General features: G+C 34.9%; 15 protein-coding genes and 2 pseudogenes. 7 read left to right on the top strand and 10 right to left on the bottom strand.

The genetic code is table 11. The annotated features are described in order from the left end of the window. Positions 1 to 24 precede the first annotated feature (24 nt). The 3 genes from AAGD87_RS06440 to rlmB form a co-directional block, all read right to left on the bottom strand. On the bottom strand, positions 25 to 561 hold the full coding sequence (locus tag AAGD87_RS06440) for a cytochrome c oxidase assembly protein (RefSeq protein ID WP_213863166.1): 537 nt from the start codon (positions 559 to 561) through the stop codon (positions 25 to 27). Further along, positions 562 to 1275, bottom strand: a complete 714-nt coding sequence (locus AAGD87_RS06435; RefSeq protein WP_182309587.1) for a Bax inhibitor-1/YccA family protein — start codon at positions 1273 to 1275, stop codon at positions 562 to 564. A gap of 79 nt (positions 1276 to 1354) precedes the next feature. Next, on the bottom strand, positions 1355 to 2119 hold the full coding sequence (rlmB, locus tag AAGD87_RS06430; protein ID WP_213863167.1) for a 23S rRNA (guanosine(2251)-2'-O)-methyltransferase RlmB: 765 nt from the start codon (positions 2117 to 2119) through the stop codon (positions 1355 to 1357). A gap of 92 nt (positions 2120 to 2211) precedes the next feature. Here rlmB and AAGD87_RS06425 point away from each other — a divergent pair, with 92 nt between their 5' ends. Next, positions 2212 to 2712 (top strand): Smr/MutS family protein, encoded by a 501-nt coding sequence (locus tag AAGD87_RS06425; RefSeq protein WP_341817515.1) that lies wholly within the window; start codon positions 2212 to 2214, stop codon positions 2710 to 2712. An 86-nt stretch (positions 2713 to 2798) separates the two neighbouring features. On the opposite strand, the pseudogene AAGD87_RS06420 reads toward AAGD87_RS06425, so the two are convergent. Beyond that, positions 2799 to 4108, bottom strand: a pseudogene (locus AAGD87_RS06420) (IS4 family transposase). A 109-nt stretch (positions 4109 to 4217) separates the two neighbouring features. Here AAGD87_RS06420 and AAGD87_RS06415 point away from each other — a divergent pair. After that, positions 4218 to 4511 carry a hypothetical protein gene (locus tag AAGD87_RS06415; protein WP_341817514.1) on the top strand — a complete coding sequence of 98 codons (294 nt, stop codon included), beginning with the start codon at positions 4218 to 4220 and terminating at the stop codon, positions 4509 to 4511. Positions 4512 to 4552: 41 nt separating this feature from the next. Further along, positions 4553 to 5800 (top strand): IscS subfamily cysteine desulfurase, encoded by a 1248-nt coding sequence (locus AAGD87_RS06410; protein ID WP_341817513.1) that lies wholly within the window; start codon positions 4553 to 4555, stop codon positions 5798 to 5800. Here the strand turns inward: AAGD87_RS06410 and AAGD87_RS06405 are convergent. The 5 genes from AAGD87_RS06405 to AAGD87_RS06385 all read right to left on the bottom strand — a co-directional run bounded on the left by AAGD87_RS06405 (position 5797) and on the right by AAGD87_RS06385 (position 10557). Then, a complete protein-coding gene (locus tag AAGD87_RS06405) occupies positions 5797 to 6747 on the bottom strand; it encodes an Rpn family recombination-promoting nuclease/putative transposase (RefSeq protein WP_341817512.1) in 951 nt (316 codons plus the stop codon). The genes AAGD87_RS06410 and AAGD87_RS06405 overlap by 4 nt on opposite strands. A gap of 279 nt (positions 6748 to 7026) precedes the next feature. Beyond that, entirely contained in the window at positions 7027 to 8190 is a 1164-nt protein-coding gene (gene dxr / locus AAGD87_RS06400; protein WP_264339620.1) for a 1-deoxy-D-xylulose-5-phosphate reductoisomerase, read from the bottom strand. Between the two features lie 72 nt (positions 8191 to 8262). Further along, a complete protein-coding gene (locus tag AAGD87_RS06395) occupies positions 8263 to 8760 on the bottom strand; it encodes a hypothetical protein (protein WP_264339621.1) in 498 nt (165 codons plus the stop codon). A 320-nt stretch (positions 8761 to 9080) separates the two neighbouring features. Next, positions 9081 to 9782 (bottom strand): ABC transporter ATP-binding protein, encoded by a 702-nt coding sequence (locus AAGD87_RS06390; protein ID WP_341817511.1) that lies wholly within the window; start codon positions 9780 to 9782, stop codon positions 9081 to 9083. Then, positions 9775 to 10557, bottom strand: a complete 783-nt coding sequence (locus tag AAGD87_RS06385) for an MlaE family ABC transporter permease (protein ID WP_015589313.1) — start codon at positions 10555 to 10557, stop codon at positions 9775 to 9777. The genes AAGD87_RS06390 and AAGD87_RS06385 overlap by 8 nt, the downstream gene beginning before the upstream one ends. Before the next feature lie 918 nt (positions 10558 to 11475). On the opposite strand from AAGD87_RS06385, the gene rpmF reads away from it, so the two are divergent. The 3 genes from rpmF to AAGD87_RS06370 are packed head-to-tail and all read left to right on the top strand — an operon-like array spanning position 11476 to position 13709. Beyond that, on the top strand, positions 11476 to 11658 hold the full coding sequence (rpmF, locus tag AAGD87_RS06380; RefSeq protein WP_041573607.1) for a 50S ribosomal protein L32: 183 nt from the start codon (positions 11476 to 11478) through the stop codon (positions 11656 to 11658). 10 nt (positions 11659 to 11668) lie between these two features. Further along, positions 11669 to 12706, top strand: coding sequence for a phosphate acyltransferase PlsX (gene plsX / locus AAGD87_RS06375; protein WP_182309753.1), 1038 nt, complete (start codon positions 11669 to 11671; stop codon positions 12704 to 12706). After that, positions 12699 to 13709 carry a beta-ketoacyl-ACP synthase III gene (locus AAGD87_RS06370; protein WP_182321005.1) on the top strand — a complete coding sequence of 337 codons (1011 nt, stop codon included), beginning with the start codon at positions 12699 to 12701 and terminating at the stop codon, positions 13707 to 13709. The genes plsX and AAGD87_RS06370 overlap by 8 nt, the downstream gene beginning before the upstream one ends. A gap of 117 nt (positions 13710 to 13826) precedes the next feature. Here the strand turns inward: AAGD87_RS06370 and AAGD87_RS06365 are convergent. Then, positions 13827 to 15136 (bottom strand): annotated as a pseudogene (locus AAGD87_RS06365) (IS4 family transposase). A gap of 325 nt (positions 15137 to 15461) precedes the next feature. Between AAGD87_RS06365 and AAGD87_RS06360 the strand changes: the two are divergent. Beyond that, on the top strand, positions 15462 to 15638 hold the full coding sequence (locus AAGD87_RS06360; protein WP_179945717.1) for a hypothetical protein: 177 nt from the start codon (positions 15462 to 15464) through the stop codon (positions 15636 to 15638). Positions 15639 to 15782: the final 144 nt, after the last annotated feature.

Here is a 15782-nt window from a genome sequence, read left to right as displayed (position 1 = left end):
ATGACACGGTTTGCAAACATTCTGTTACTTAAGCTTAAAAAACGTGTATGATAGCGTTATTTCACTTAAATCTTTTGTATTACTATCAAGCATTATCTCAGGATCTATATAGAAAGATACGGGCATAGCTGCTTTTTGTTTTGGTAGCAACATTTGCTCTTCAAAACAAAAGCATGCAATTTTATTGAAATACTTACCTGCTTTGAAAGGCGTAACATTATACACCGCCATTCCAAATGAAGGCTGATCAGATAGATTTTTTGCGTAATAAAAAGCTAAACTTTGTTCTCCTATGTTTACATCAACATAGTTAGTTTCTGATTTAAATTCCCAAGGTAGATCGGACATTATATCAGCATTGAAATGGACCCTGATCTTTTGGTTAGTTATATTTGTTGTTGTGTTAGTTACTTTTCTTATTGTGCCACCATACCCAGTAGCTTTACAAAAAATGCTATATAGAGGCACCGATGCATATGTAAGACATATCATCGACACAACTAAAGATATTAAAAAGAAGACTATAGAATTTTTATCATTTCTCCTTAAAAAGGAGAACATTTAGTCCCTGTTATTAAGTAACCTGAGCAAACTGAGAAATATATTGATAAAGTCTAGGTAAAGACTAGTTGCACCAAGTATTGCCAGCTTAGTAGTAGCAGCTTCTGAACCATCATTATACTTGTAATAAACATCCTTGATTCTCTGAGCGTCAGATGCAGTTTTTAAAGTAAACACTATTACCGATATGAATGATATTGCAAAATCGAGTGGACCACTTCCAAGGAACAAATTCACTACAGATGCTATAATTAATCCCCAGACTCCCATTCTCAAAAAAGAGCCCATACTTGTTAGATCTCTTTTTGTGATGTTACCATACAAAGCCATAGAGCCGAACATGATTGATGTAATGAAAAATGCTCTTGCTATACTTTCTGCAGTATAAATTATGAAAATATAGGATGAAGACATTCCAATTAATACTGCAAACGCAAAAAATATGGTGAATGCAGACTGAACACTAAGATGTAGAATTTTAGGGTATACAAAAAACACTAGTACAAGTGGAGAAAATATTACTGTATACAACAGGACTGGATTAGAATGAATTACCTGAAAAAGACCTGAAAACACCGTTAGGAACGCGACAAGCCCTGTAACGCCTAAAGCTAAAGCCATATAATTATATACTTTAGTTAGGTAACTTCTAAGCCCAGCACTGTAGTAAGCGCCTTGAGAGCGAATATCCTGTTCATTTCTCATGTAAGACATAATATAACTCCTTTTATCCATTACTTAACACATTATAATATAAAACCATATTTTTATCAAGTGTTTTTATTATAAACAGCTATGCGCTGGCATTTGTTTTAATATAAATAGAATATAGGCCTATTGCTGCTGCATTTGAAACATTTAAACTATTAATTGCATTTGACATTGGTATTTTTAAAAGATAATCACAGTTTTCTTTAACTAACCTCCGCATTCCTTTCTCTTCGGAACCAAAAATAATTACTCTTTTTTTCTCAAAACTCTTTATTTCATCTATATTTTCTTTAGTATTGCAATCAAACCCATAACACCAGTAACCGACCTTTTTTAAATACTGCATAGTTTTTACTATATTTGTAACGTATATTAGTGGGACAATATCCAATGCTCCACTTGCTGCTTTTGCAATAGATGCATTTTCACTTGGTGAATGGTTATGTGGTAAAACCAATGCGTCGACATTAAAACAAGCTGAAGTTCTTAAAATCGACCCAATATTGTGCGTGTCAGTGACTTGATCTAAAATGACTATAGTAGAGCTATCGTTCGAGCTTTCAGCTATTTCTTCAATGCTTAAGTTATAAAGAATAGGGGCAACATTTAAAGCAATTCCCTGATGGTTAGCACCTTTGGGTAAAACGTCATTAAGTATTTTGCTTTCTACTAATCGAACTTTAATGCCCTTACTGTCTACACATTGCCTAATTTCTTTTTTGTGCTCTCTATAGAAATTTTCTGTTGCTAACAGTTCTATACACCGCCTATTTTTATTCTTCAGTGCTGACATGCAGGTGTGCTTTCCATACAGCCAAAAATTCTCATTAGTTTTTGACGATTTCATCGTATTATTGAAAATCGGGTTTTTATAGAATAAGCAACATTTTACTATGTTTGGATATTGTTGTAAAATTATACAATTCGATTAATGCGTTTATGTTGGACAATGAGTTGGATTGGCAAAAAAATGTTAAGCCAATAGAATGTGGAAAAGTTACTTTGAAAGTTGATCATAAAGTAAATATAAAGTCTATGGTTGATAAAGGTACCTCCGACTTACAAGGGAATTTTCTTAATACCAATAATAGTAACTCATCATTTTGTCTTGACCAAAACACAAAATCAAAAGTTGATAGGGGTAAATATTTTATAAGCGATAAGCTCGATTTGCATGGCTATAATATAGAGGATGCTTACTGTAAATTGATAGATTTTATTATCAAAAATTATCGAGCAGGAAATAGATGTTTATTGGTAATTACGGGATACGGCAGTGCAACAAACAAAACAGACACTATAAAGAGTAACTTAAATAAATGGTTAAATGACACTAAAATCCAGCATATGGTTCTATACTACCAACAAGCTACGAAAAAACATGGTGGTAAAGGGGCTTTTTATGTTTTATTAAGAAGGAATAAAAACCTTGAGTCCTGATACTTAAAATTCCTTTTAAGCCTTAATTTTTCTTGTATAACCATACAGTGTTCGGCAGCGCGTGACGCACAACCATACGCGTCAAGTTAAGAGATTGTGAGCAAATTTAGAGAGGTTAAAGTGGATACTCTAGCCCTTCTACGTTTGTCTTTTAATGAAAATCGCGACCAAGTTATAGTGAGTTTTTTAAGAAATGCTTTTAAACTATTAATTTTGGTTAATACTAAAAATAACTCTCTAACCCGCCTTTTTAGCTCAATAAATGCCTTTGTTAAGCTAAGTTCTGTATTCTTTTTCACTTCTGTGCAACCAACTATGCCGTGAAATATAAGAATTGCGCACAATTTAGCATATAGTTCACATAATACTCTGCATGGCTTTCCTTTTAGCTTATCAAGCCTGATATGGCTTTTATACAATTTAAATAATAACTCAATTTGCCACCTTACTCTGTAAATCGTTAATACTTGCTCAGCACTAATTTTATTTTCTGGAACATTAGTTATAAATATTGACCAGTTCAACAATTTTTGATTTCTTTTAGAGGATCTGCGATCTTGCTAATCTATTAGCTTTCCTTCTTCTGCCCATAGACTGTTCTTCAGTTAGTTTCTGACATATAATTCTTACTCTAATTTTTGCTTCTTTTCCTAACAATACCTCGTTTTCTAAAAATAACTTATCCTCTCAACATTCTAATAACTCCATTTTTTGATTTGTTTCTACATCATATATGTTGGTATCGACGACTTATGAAATAAGCTCCTATTTCATTGATTTGTTTAAAAGAACTTGGCACAAAATAACCGAGATCAGATATTAGCAAATCATTGCTTAATATATTACTTAAATGTTTCCTATATCCCTGGTCTGATCTTACCCCCTCCGTTAAATTAAGTTGGTCTATTATCTGATTCATGTAGTCGAAAACTAATTGTAACTTTATTCCAGACTTAGTATTGCTTTCATAGCCACTGTAGCTAGTACCATAACCTTTATACATCTCTTCCATACTGTTAGGTAGAGTAATATAGCTACTGTCCAATAATTTAACACTATTAAATTGCTGTAAGATTTTGCAATCAACTTGCAAGATATTTTTAAAGAGAATCACAGATTCATTATACATCCTTTTCATAAATTCCACTGCTTCTTCAGTAAATCTAAAATCCAAACCTTGTTTTGTTATATCTATCGAGTCCTCGTTTAGTAATTGACACATTGTTTCTACGCTACAATTATCAACTCCTATATTACCCAAGACCATGGCTTTTACGAATGATGAACCTTTTAGCTTTCTCTTTCTTTTTATAAACCTTGTTGTAATTGAGATTTTCTCTGCTTTTTCATTAAAAAATTCTTTGAGCTTTTTTGATAAGCAAGTTATTTTATTCATTGGTTCTCTCACTAAAAGTATATCTGGGAGAACTTATACCTTATTATTCTATCTCTTTCATACCTTTATTTCCTTAACTTGACGCGTATGGCTGTACAAACATTATGATTTGGAAGCAATTGCCACCAATAGGGTGTCATCCCAGTGTCTGGGCACTGCCTTTGTGTTTGAGGCAAAACTGGCTATAACATTTAACACACTGCTTTCGCAAATAAATGTTCGTACAGTTATAGCTCTTTTTACAATAATCCGAACAGACCGTAATATGCTACTGGCCTGCTATAGCCATAAACACATATCTTATCGCATTCGGACTATTATAAGAAAGGCTATATGTGTCAGCTACTTGGATGACACTTTTGTACTTGATGCAAGATTATATCTTGAAAAAATTAAGTTTTAATGCTATAAAATAATTGTAAATTTTGTCTCCGTGGTAGCTTTATGAATGTTGAAAGTAAAAAAATACACGATGCTAAAATAAAATTACCAATATTTCTTGATTATCAATCTACTACTAAAGTAGATCCCCGTGTTTTAGAGGTGATGATACCTTACTTTGGTGAGTTCAGCAATGCACACTCTCGCAGCCATTCATTTGGTTGGACTGCTGAAGAAGCAGTGGAAAAAGCAAGGAAACACATCGCTGATCTGGTGAACGCAGATAGCAAAGAAATTATCTTTACCTCAGGTGCAACTGAGTCAAATAATACAGCAATCAAGGGCGTTGCTCACTTTTATAAAAATAAAGGAAATCATATAATCACTGTCTGCACGGAGCATAAGTGTGTTCTGGATTCTTGTCGGCATCTGGAAAATGAAGGCTTTAAAGTTACATATTTGCCTGTTAAGCAAAACGGAATTATAGATTTATCAAAGCTTGAGGAAGCAATTACTGATCAAACAATCCTGGTTTCAGTGATGATGGTAAATAATGAAATCGGAGTAATTCAGCCTGTAAAGGAGATTGGTAAAATATGCAGAAAGCATAATATATTTTTCCATACAGATGCAGCTCAAAGCTTTGGAAAAGTTCCAATTGATGTTAATGAGATGTGCATTGATCTTATGAGTCTCTCTAGCCACAAAATTTATGGACCTATGGGAATAGGCGCATTATATGTACGTAGAAAGAATCCTCGTGTTAGGCTGATACCACTAATTAGTGGTGGTGGACAGGAAAGAGGCATGCGTTCTGGAACAGTTCCAACACCTCTTGCAGTTGGTTTTGGTGAAGCGGCACGTATTGCTAAAGAAGAAATGAAAAAAGAAACAACTAGAGTGGAAGAATTAAGGGATATTTTGTATAATAAGATAAAAGAAGCGTTTCCTGATATCGTTTTAAATGGTGATTATGAAAATAGAATTCCTGGCAACCTAAACTTGAGCTTTCCCTATGTTGAGGGTGAGTCTCTCATCATGGCAATCAAGGATTTAGCAGTAAGTTCTGGTTCTGCGTGCACGTCTGCGTCTCTTGAGCCTTCCTATGTCGTACGGTCGCTAAATAATGGCCATGACCTTGAGCATTCATCAATTAGATTCGGCCTAGGCCGATTTACAACTAAAGAAGAAGTTTTGTACGCAGCAGATCTTGTTGCTAAAAATGTTGGCCGACTGAGAGAAATGAGCCCACTTTGGGAGATGGTACAAGAAGGAGTAGATTTGAACACCGTGAAATGGGACTCTCATTAAATGTATCCATTCCAATTGCAAATGCACTTTGAAATTACTCTGTAACCGTTCACACTTAATTCTTCAATCTCACTAATAGAAAGGCCAGTAAACTTGACAATAGTGTTGACATCAACATTATTAGCCAGCATTGCTTTTGCGACTTCAATTTTCCCTTCCTCTTTACCAATTTTGATGCCTCTTTCTTCGCCAATTTGGATGCCTTTTTCAGTAGCAAGGTCAAGTCTGTATTCAAGAATGGCTTCTTCTTTGCGTAGATCCATTATTCTTTCTTCGTAAGCTACTAAATCTTTTTCATTCCAGCTAAACCTGTCTAATTCATCGTAGGCTAACTTTATTATTGGTGCTTTTTCTGCTATTTTCCTTAAGTCTTCTTCCGTAGTTTCATTTGCATATTTGAAGAAAAATAACCAACGATCCACTATGCTTTCTAGCTGTTCTTCCTTATTCTTAGGAAATTTAGGTAGTTCAATAAATACAAATTGAAAATCTTTTAAGTCATGCTCATTGGTTTTCTCATCTCTTATAGTGTGGCTGGATATATAATCAAGCTTATCAGGAAATAAATTACAATTAGAGATAGCAATAAAGAAAACCTTCTTTAAATCAATGTACTTACCAGATTTATCAGCTTGCCTTGAGTAAGCCTTAGCAGCATATAATTGAGCTCGTTTTTCGAAGCCTTTATCGCGAGTAAGCTGCATTTCAATCACATACCTGGCCCCACTAGAATCCCTGCAAAGAACATCAACTATACTTTGTTTATCAGATGCAATTTCAGGATCCATTATAGTACTGAGGAATTCCACTTCTTGTATAGTATTTATCTCGGTAAACCCTAAAATATCATTCAAAAAATGTATGAGAATATTCTTATTTTTTTCAGTGCCAAAGATTCTTTTAAAGGTTAAATCCAGCTTAGGGTCGAGAAACTTAGATAAAGCCATAGCCAAAGTGCTTAAAAATATTAATAATTATACACTATTATTAACAATTATTCAACCATATTTTTGAAGATAGCTATGCCGCCGCGAACCGTCATACCGCCGCGGTATCTCTAGATCCCGCTAACAAGCAGCGGGATGACGAATTACTTAACCGTCATACCACCGCGAACCGTCATACCGCCGCGGTATCTTAGCATAGATCCCGCTAACAAGTAGCGGAATGACGATTGTGTATCGTGTTTTGCTAAAAATCACAGAATGCAGTCTGGTTACATTACTCTAGCTATACGCAACAACTTTACTTTCAACAATTTTGTGAGCAATAATACGACTTTCACAATCAATATTTATTATATCAGATAGTGAATTAATATCGGTATAACTACCAAAACTTTCCATTGTTGATTCCACTACCTCTACTATTTTTAAAAAGCCGATTCGTGACTTCAAAAATTCATTAACAGCTATTTCATTTGCAGCATTGAGCACAATACTGTTTGTTTGTGGAGCAGAAGAGTTTAACACTGCCATGCTAAGCTTTAGCGCAGGAAAACGCTTATGGTCTGGCTCTTGAAAGGTCAATTTTCCTTGCTTTGTTAAATCTAATTTATAATTTAAAACTAATCTTTCTGGCCAAGATAGAGCATACGAAATGGGGATTGCCATGTCAGTTTCTGCAAGCACAGCAAAGTTGAACCCATCTTTATAAGTTACAATTCCATGTACTATTGACTCAGGATGCACTACTGCTTCAATTTTATCCGGGCTGATGTTAAACAAGTTATGTGCTTCTATTATCTCTAGTGCCTTATTCATCATTGTTGCGCTATCAACCGAGATTTTCTTTCCCATATTCCAAGTGGGGTGACTAAGCGCCTTATCTACCATAACATTTTTTAATTGCTCAAGGCTATAATTTAAGAATGGTCCACCAGAAGCAGTAAGTATGATCTTTTCTACGCATTTGTCGTCATTTTGCAAAATTTGAAAAATTGCATTGTGCTCAGAGTCAATAGGGATTATTTGTACATTTTTTTCTTTAGCTTTTTTGAGTAATAACTTTCCACCGCAAACAATGCTTTCTTTGTTTGCCAATGCAATGACTTTGGTACCGCTTTCTATAACTTCCATAACTGGCCCAAGGCCTGCAATGCCAACTATTGCAACAACTGAGAGATCAACAGGTATAGCAGCAACATTTGTAGCACCAATTGCTATTTTTACATCTGTACCAAGTAGACTTTCTTTCAAATCTTTGTAAAGTCTTTCATCGGAGATAGCAACATATTTTGCATTCAGCAGTTTTGCTTGGTGTGCCAGTAGAGCAAAGTTCGAATGGGCACTTAGTGCTTCCACTTGGTATTCTTCTTTTCTCTTTGAGAGCAAATCTACAGTCTTTTTTCCAACACTTCCTGTTGATCCTAAAACTGAAACCTTTTTCACTAAGACAAACTCATAACAATAGCAACTTTTCTTATTAGGCCTTCTTCCAACTATTCAATAGTTTTTAAGCGTTTAACCAAGTTCATGTCCGTGGTCATCGCCAACAGATGGTGAAGGACCAGGTGAAAAAGATTGACCATGGTGATCACCTGCATCATGCATGTCTTGCAAACCATCAGCATTATGAGCTATTTCGTTATTGGCATGAGGGTAATCATCTGAGTGATGTCCATCATCACCATGAGCCATGTCCATTCCTTCTGATGGCATATCTTCCCCACCTCCACCTGAAAAATATTCTGCAAGGCCTTCAAGAAGTTTTATGCCAAACATATTACCTGACTTTCCAAACAGTGTTACTAAACTACTGCCACTCACCAAACCTTCAAACACATTATTATAAGCAGCAATTGCTCCTTCATGAAAGTTGAACAACCATTTCATTCCATCGACAACTGTTGAAACAGAGTCACTGTGACCAAGACCAAAACCACTTTTCTCACCAGCAGCCTCTTGGTGTTGCTGCTGCGCTTGCCATTCTGCAATATTTGGACCTTGAGCTTCACTCATAAATTTTTACTCTCAACCTTAAGCTATTATTTTATCACAAATATTGCAAAATATCAATAGAGCTTTTGAATATAGCTAATACAAACAATTTCTGTCATCCTATATATAGCTAAACTGACTTACGACAATTTGAAAAACGACAAATTCGTCATTCCGCTACTAGTTAGCGGAATCTATGCCGAGATACCGCGAATGAATCGCGGTATGACGTGTTAGCTATAGGATCCAGTTTGAAAAAAATCTGAATTCCAATGTCCACTACCTTTTACAAAGTTAAAACTTAAAAATATGACTGTTAGCAATAGTGTATATATCTTTAGCTATATATAATGAATGAATTTTTTTATATATTCGTTATTGGTATTTTGTATTTCCTGAACAGTTCCATGGGAAATGATCTCCCCTTCATATAATACTGCTATTTTATCAGCTATTTTAAATGCACTATGAATATCATGTGTAATCGTGATAATTGTAGGGTTAAGATCTCTAGATAATTTTATTATTATCTCGTTTACTATATCTGACATAATTGGGTCCAATCCTGAAGTTGGTTCATCCAAAATAATGATTTCTGGATTGTGTGCAATCGCCCTTGCAAGTGCCACTCTTTTTTTCATTCCACCTGATAGCTCTATTGGAAACATATCTGCTATGCTTTCCTCCAGTCCAACATCATTTAACTTCTCGATTGCTAGCTGTTTTGCCTCTTTTTTGCTGATATTAAAGCGCTTTTTATAATTAAAAGATATATTTTCCCACACTGTAACGTAGTCAAATAAAGCGGAATTTTGAAATAAAACCCCAAATTTATTTTTGCTTTTACTATTTATTTTAACAGACCCTGAGTCTGGAGCAAGCAAGCCGATAATTGTTTTTGTTAATACAGATTTGCCGCTTCCTGAGCTACCAAGTATGACTAATGATTCCCCTTTTAATATATCAAAATTTAGATCTTTTAGTACTGTCCTATCATCAAAAGATAAGCTTAAGTTCAATATTGATATTATGGGGTTACGCATGTATCAAAGTAATCATGTAGTTTGCTAAAATGATCAGTATGGACGATAAAACAACAGTTGATGTTGTAGCAACACCTACTCCTCGTGCACCTTCTTTGCAATGGTAACCGTAATAGCAGCTTGAGACAGAAATTATGGCGCCAAATACAGTTGCTTTTATTAGCCCAGTTATAAAATCATACGTATTAAAGAACTGAGCTGTGTGTTTAATGTATATATTTAAATTGTGGTTAAATTCGAAGACTGCAGTGATACATCCTCCAAATATTCCTATTAAATCTGCACATACTGTAAGTATGGGAAATACTATGATTGACGCTAAAATCCTTGGTGCAATTAAATATTTAAAAGGGTTGATGTTCAAGGTTGTAAGTGCATCTATTTGCTCGGTGATGCGCATTGTACCAATTTCTGCTGCAACTGATGATCCAACCTTTCCTACCATTATTAAGCTGATCAAAACTGGTCCTAACTCTTTAATGATAGTGATCGTAACAAGTTTGGGTATTATCTGTTCTTGGTTAATTAATGGGTCACTCAAGCTACTTTGTAAAACTATTGCCGCTCCTATAAAAACTCCAGTGAGCCCAACAATTGGCAGAGAGAAAAAGCCTATCTCTATAATTTGTCTTGCTATGTTGCTAAAATAATATGGTGGCACAAGGCAGTGGTATAGAGATTGAATAAAAAATATGAATGCACTACCAAGCCTTAACAAAAAATTGATAAAGTACCTACCAATTATTCTAACACTATTTATATCAAAAAAGCTCACTTTGTATTCATTTTAGCTAGAGGTTAGTCTTACTGATTTTATTAAAATTTTTATTAACTTTATCGCAAAGTATAGCTGAGATATGTTTTAAGTTCAACATACTTGATGTTTTAATTTAAAGCTCATATAGCTAACCCAAGAAAGGTTTCCCTACGTCATACCGCCACGGTATCCACAACTGTACGAACGTTGTAGTTTGGGAGCAATTCCCACCAGTGGGCCAGTGCCCAGACACTGGGATGTCTTTGTTGCATCGCTAGCTATGATGGATTAAAGATAAAAAAGATAGGGAATATCAGTAGCTTATTATTCTGGTATTTATAACAAGAACGGTCAGTGAATACCTAAATTTGAGTAAAAGAAATTTCACTACCACTCACCAATCTGGCTAAAATTCAAGAATTTCAATGCTTTAGCTATTTTCAATAGAATTAAATTTATTAATATAAATAACAAATTACTATTCTTAAATTTGATCAGATTGATTGCAAAAAAACAAGATTTTCAATAGGTCGCTTATAATCCTAACTATAGTTAGCCTTTCATAAGTAGCGATGCAACAAAGCCCACTGGGATCCAGCTTCTATGCAACTTAATTAAAAACGTTTGTTTTAGCATAAGACAACTACCTTTAGCTCATCAGCTCAGTTATAAGCAAAATTTCTGGATTCCAGACTGGAATGACATCATCTGTTGTGCAATTTACCTTCAAAAATGAATGTTCGTACAGCTATGGATTCATTCGCGGTATAGATTCCGCTAACGAGTAGCGGAATGACGGTTTTTCAAATTGTAGAGCCACTTTAGCTATAGAACTCAATTACATAAGCAAACCTTACTTATTTTACTATCCCTGTTTACTTCCTGTAAAAAACATGTTACTAATGTATTGTATTTTGTAGTAGAATGGAGGAAATTTTGGCAGTTCCAAAAAGAAAAAAGTCAAAGTCAAGGCGTAATATGCATCGTTCTCATCATGCTATTGAGCCTAAGAATATTGTGGTGTGTTCAACAACTGGGGAATTCATGTTGCCTCATAACGTAGCAGTTGATGGCAGTTACAAAGGAAAACGGGTTTTCATCAAGCAACAGGCGGAGTGACTATTATGATATGTTACCTACGGTCAATAATAATATAGTTATTGCACTTGACGCTATGGGGGGCGATTTTGCGCCTCTTTCCGTAATTCAGGGTGCTGGTTTTTTTTTAGACAACCTTGTTGACCCAGGCATTAAAGTTTTTTTTCATATTTATGGAGATAAGGAAGAAGTATCTCCTTTGCTTTTGAAATATAAAAAAGTAAGTAACAATTCTGAATTTACTCATTGTTCTGACAATGTCCTTGCAAATGATAAGCCATCTTTTGCGCTGAGACATCGTAAAGACTCAAGTATGAAAGCTGCAACTGTTGCAGTGAAAGAAGGTAAAGCTTTCGGAGTGGTATCTTCAGGCAACACCGGAGCGTTGATGGCAATTTCCAGATTTATTTTAGGAACATTACCAAACATTTATCGTCCTGCTATTGCCTCTATCTGTCCAACTAAGACAAAAAGCTTCGCTTTGCTTGACCTTGGTGCAAATGTTGATTGTAATGCCGACTCATTATTTCAATTTGCGTTAATGGGTAGTATATTTGCAAAAATAGCATTAAAAATTGACAATCCTGAAGTTGCTTTGCTAAATATCGGCACAGAAGAAGTTAAAGGTAATGACTCAGTGCGCGGCGCTTTTGAGTTGCTTAAAAACGCTCCAGGCATTAATTTCAAAGGGTATATAGAGGCAAGTGAATTTTTAGAGGGTAATATAGATGTGATTGTTGCTGATGGTTTTGTTGGCAATGTAATGCTCAAAACGGCTGAGGCAACCGCTAGTACCTTTATCAATCTAATAAAGCAGGAAGTATTCAATTCGTGGATAGCGAAAATGCTTGTTGGTATATTGTTAAAATCCAAACTAAATAAAGCTTTAACGCGTTTTAATCCCAAAATTAGAAGTGGAGCTATGTTTTTAGGGCTGAATGGTATCATCATTAAAAGTCATGGAAATTCTGATGCTATTTCTTTTGCCCATGCCATAAAATTTGCAGTAAATGCAATTAGTGAAAATTTAAATCAAAAGATAATTAACGGGGTAAGTCATATTGAATAAAAGTTTCATATTAAGCACTGGATCTTACCTACCAAGAAAAATGTTGAGTAACAACGAAATTGCATCGATAGTTGAGACGAGCGATGAATGGATAAGGCAGAGAACAGGAATAGTTCAAAGGCATATAGCAGATGAAGGAGAACTAACGTCAGATCTAGCTGTAAATGCAGCAAAAAGTGCTATAGAAAAAGCTAAAATTTCAGTAGATGAAATTGACTTGATTATAGTTGCTACAACAACTCCTGATAAAACTTTTCCTAGCTGTGCAACGATTGTACAAAGTAAGTTAAAATGTAAAAACGCATTTGCTTTTGATGTACAAGCAGCATGCTCTGGTTTTATATATGCAGTTACAGTTGCTGATTCGCTCATAAAATCTAACAATAGAATTAAATATGCATTGGTTATAGGTGCTGAAATAATGTCTAGGATTGTTGATTGGGAAAATAGGTCAACTTGTGTACTCTTTGGTGATGGTGCTGGTGCAGTAATAATGAAATCAGCATGTCATTTTAACGTCATTCCAACAAATGATGCTGATACTTGGGTGGCAGAGAAGGGGGTTACAAAAGGTATAATTTCAACTAGCCTATATTCTGATGGCAATGTGGACATACTATGTACGAACGGAGGGATATCCTCAACTGGTGATTCTGGAAAAATATGCATGAATGGAAGAGAAGTGTTTAAACATGCAGTGGATAAGTTAACAGCCTCAGTAGAGGAAACTCTGAAATGCAATAATTTGAAAATCACTGATATTGACTGGTTAATTCCCCATCAAGCAAACATTCGTATTATTGAAGCAGTAGTAAAGAAATTAGATTTTCCTATAGAGAAAGTGATTAATACCGTTGATAAGCATGCAAACACCTCAGCGGCATCAATTCCACTGGCCTTAGACTATGCAATACAAGAATCAAAAATAAAATCAGGAAATCTGGTACTGCTGATTTCAATAGGTGCAGGCCTGACCTGGGGTTCCGTGTTGCTGCACTATTAGACTTCCTGCATTACCTCCTGTCATCCAAGTACCCTCTTTGTCATTCCAGTGCCTCTTTCTCCTGTCATCCCAGTGCCCCCTTTTGTCATCCCAGTAGCCCCTTCCATACGCGTCAAGTTAAGAGATTGTGAGCAAATTTAGAGAGGTTAAAGTGGATGCTCTAGCCCTTCTACGTTTGTCTTTTAATGAAAATCGCGACCAAGTTATAGTGAGTTTTTTAAGAAATGCTTTTAAACTATTAATTTTGGTTAATACTAAAAATAACTCTCTAACCCGCCTTTTTAGCTCAATAAATGCCTTTGTTAAGCTAAGTTCTGTATTCTTTTTCACTTCTGTGCAACCAACTATGCCGTGAAATATAAGAATTGCGCACAATTTAGCATATAGTTCACATAATACTCTGCATGGCTTTCCTTTTAGCTTATCAAGCCTGATATGGCTTTTATACAATTTAAATAATAACTCAATTTGCCACCTTACTCTGTAAATCGTTAATACTTGCTCAGCACTAATTTTATTTTCTGGAACATTAGTTATAAATATTGACCAGTTCAACAATTTTTGATTTCTTTTAGAGGATCTGCGATCTTGCTAATCTATTAGCTTTCCTTCTTCTGCCCATAGACTGTTCTTCAGTTAGTTTCTGACATATAATTCTTACTCTAATTTTTGCTTCTTTTCCTAACAATACCTCGTTTTCTAAAAATAACTTATCCTCTCAACATTCTAATAACTCCATTTTTTGATTTGTTTCTACATCATATATGTTGGTATCGACGACTTATGAAATAAGCTCCTATTTCATTGATTTGTTTAAAAGAACTTGGCACAAAATAACCGAGATCAGATATTAGCAAATCATTGCTTAATATATTACTTAAATGTTTCCTATATCCCTGGTCTGATCTTACCCCCTCCGTTAAATTAAGTTGGTCTATTATCTGATTCATGTAGTCGAAAACTAATTGTAACTTTATTCCAGACTTAGTATTGCTTTCATAGCCACTGTAGCTAGTACCATAACCTTTATACATCTCTTCCATACTGTTAGGTAGAGTAATATAGCTACTGTCCAATAATTTAACACTATTAAATTGCTGTAAGATTTTGCAATCAACTTGCAAGATATTTTTAAAGAGAATCACAGATTCATTATACATCCTTTTCATAAATTCCACTGCTTCTTCAGTAAATCTAAAATCCAAACCTTGTTTTGTTATATCTATCGAGTCCTCGTTTAGTAATTGACACATTGTTTCTACGCTACAATTATCAACTCCTATATTACCCAAGACCATGGCTTTTACGAATGATGAACCTTTTAGCTTTCTCTTTCTTTTTATAAACCTTGTTGTAATTGAGATTTTCTCTGCTTTTTCATTAAAAAATTCTTTGAGCTTTTTTGATAAGCAAGTTATTTTATTCATTGGTTCTCTCACTAAAAGTATATCTGGGAGAACTTATACCTTATTATTCTATCTCTTTCATACCTTTATTTCCTTAACTTGACGCGTATGGTAGCCCCTTCGGTGTCATTCCAGTCTGGAATCCAGTTCTTATTGTACATTCACCTGGTGTAAAGTTAAGTTTCCTGGATCCCAGTGTCAGCTACTCGGATGACAAAAAAAGGAGCACTGGAATGACAGCAGTCCTACGTCATACCGCGATTCATTCGCGGTATCTCTAGATCCCGCTAACAAGCAGCGGGATGACGGTTGTCGTTTAGCCACAAATATTTAAGAAATTTACCAAATGAAAAAAAAGGCAAAAGAAGCCCTGGGGTTATTATCCGCTTTAAAATATTGGCGTTTTTTATGTTTTAAACGCTTGACAAGCGAGATTAAGCTGCTTTTAATTGCAACTAACTTACGCTGCAAACGTTTAAGAAATTTACTAAGCAGAAAAAAAGACAAAGAATCCCCGAGTTAGCTAGTCTTTTACTATCTCTGTCGAGTATTGGCATTTTTTGATGTCTTGTAACGCTTTGTAAGCGCGTTCAGCTTATTTAGATAAAAATCTAGATGTAGATGAAGTTTTGTAAAGACATACAGTATCTATATACTGCAAAAAATT

The sequence above is a fragment of the Wolbachia endosymbiont (group A) of Pherbina coryleti genome (assembly GCF_964026875.1).
GTDB lineage: Bacteria > Pseudomonadota > Alphaproteobacteria > Rickettsiales > Anaplasmataceae > Wolbachia > Wolbachia pipientis.
This window is presented reverse-complemented; position numbering and strand designations above follow the sequence as displayed.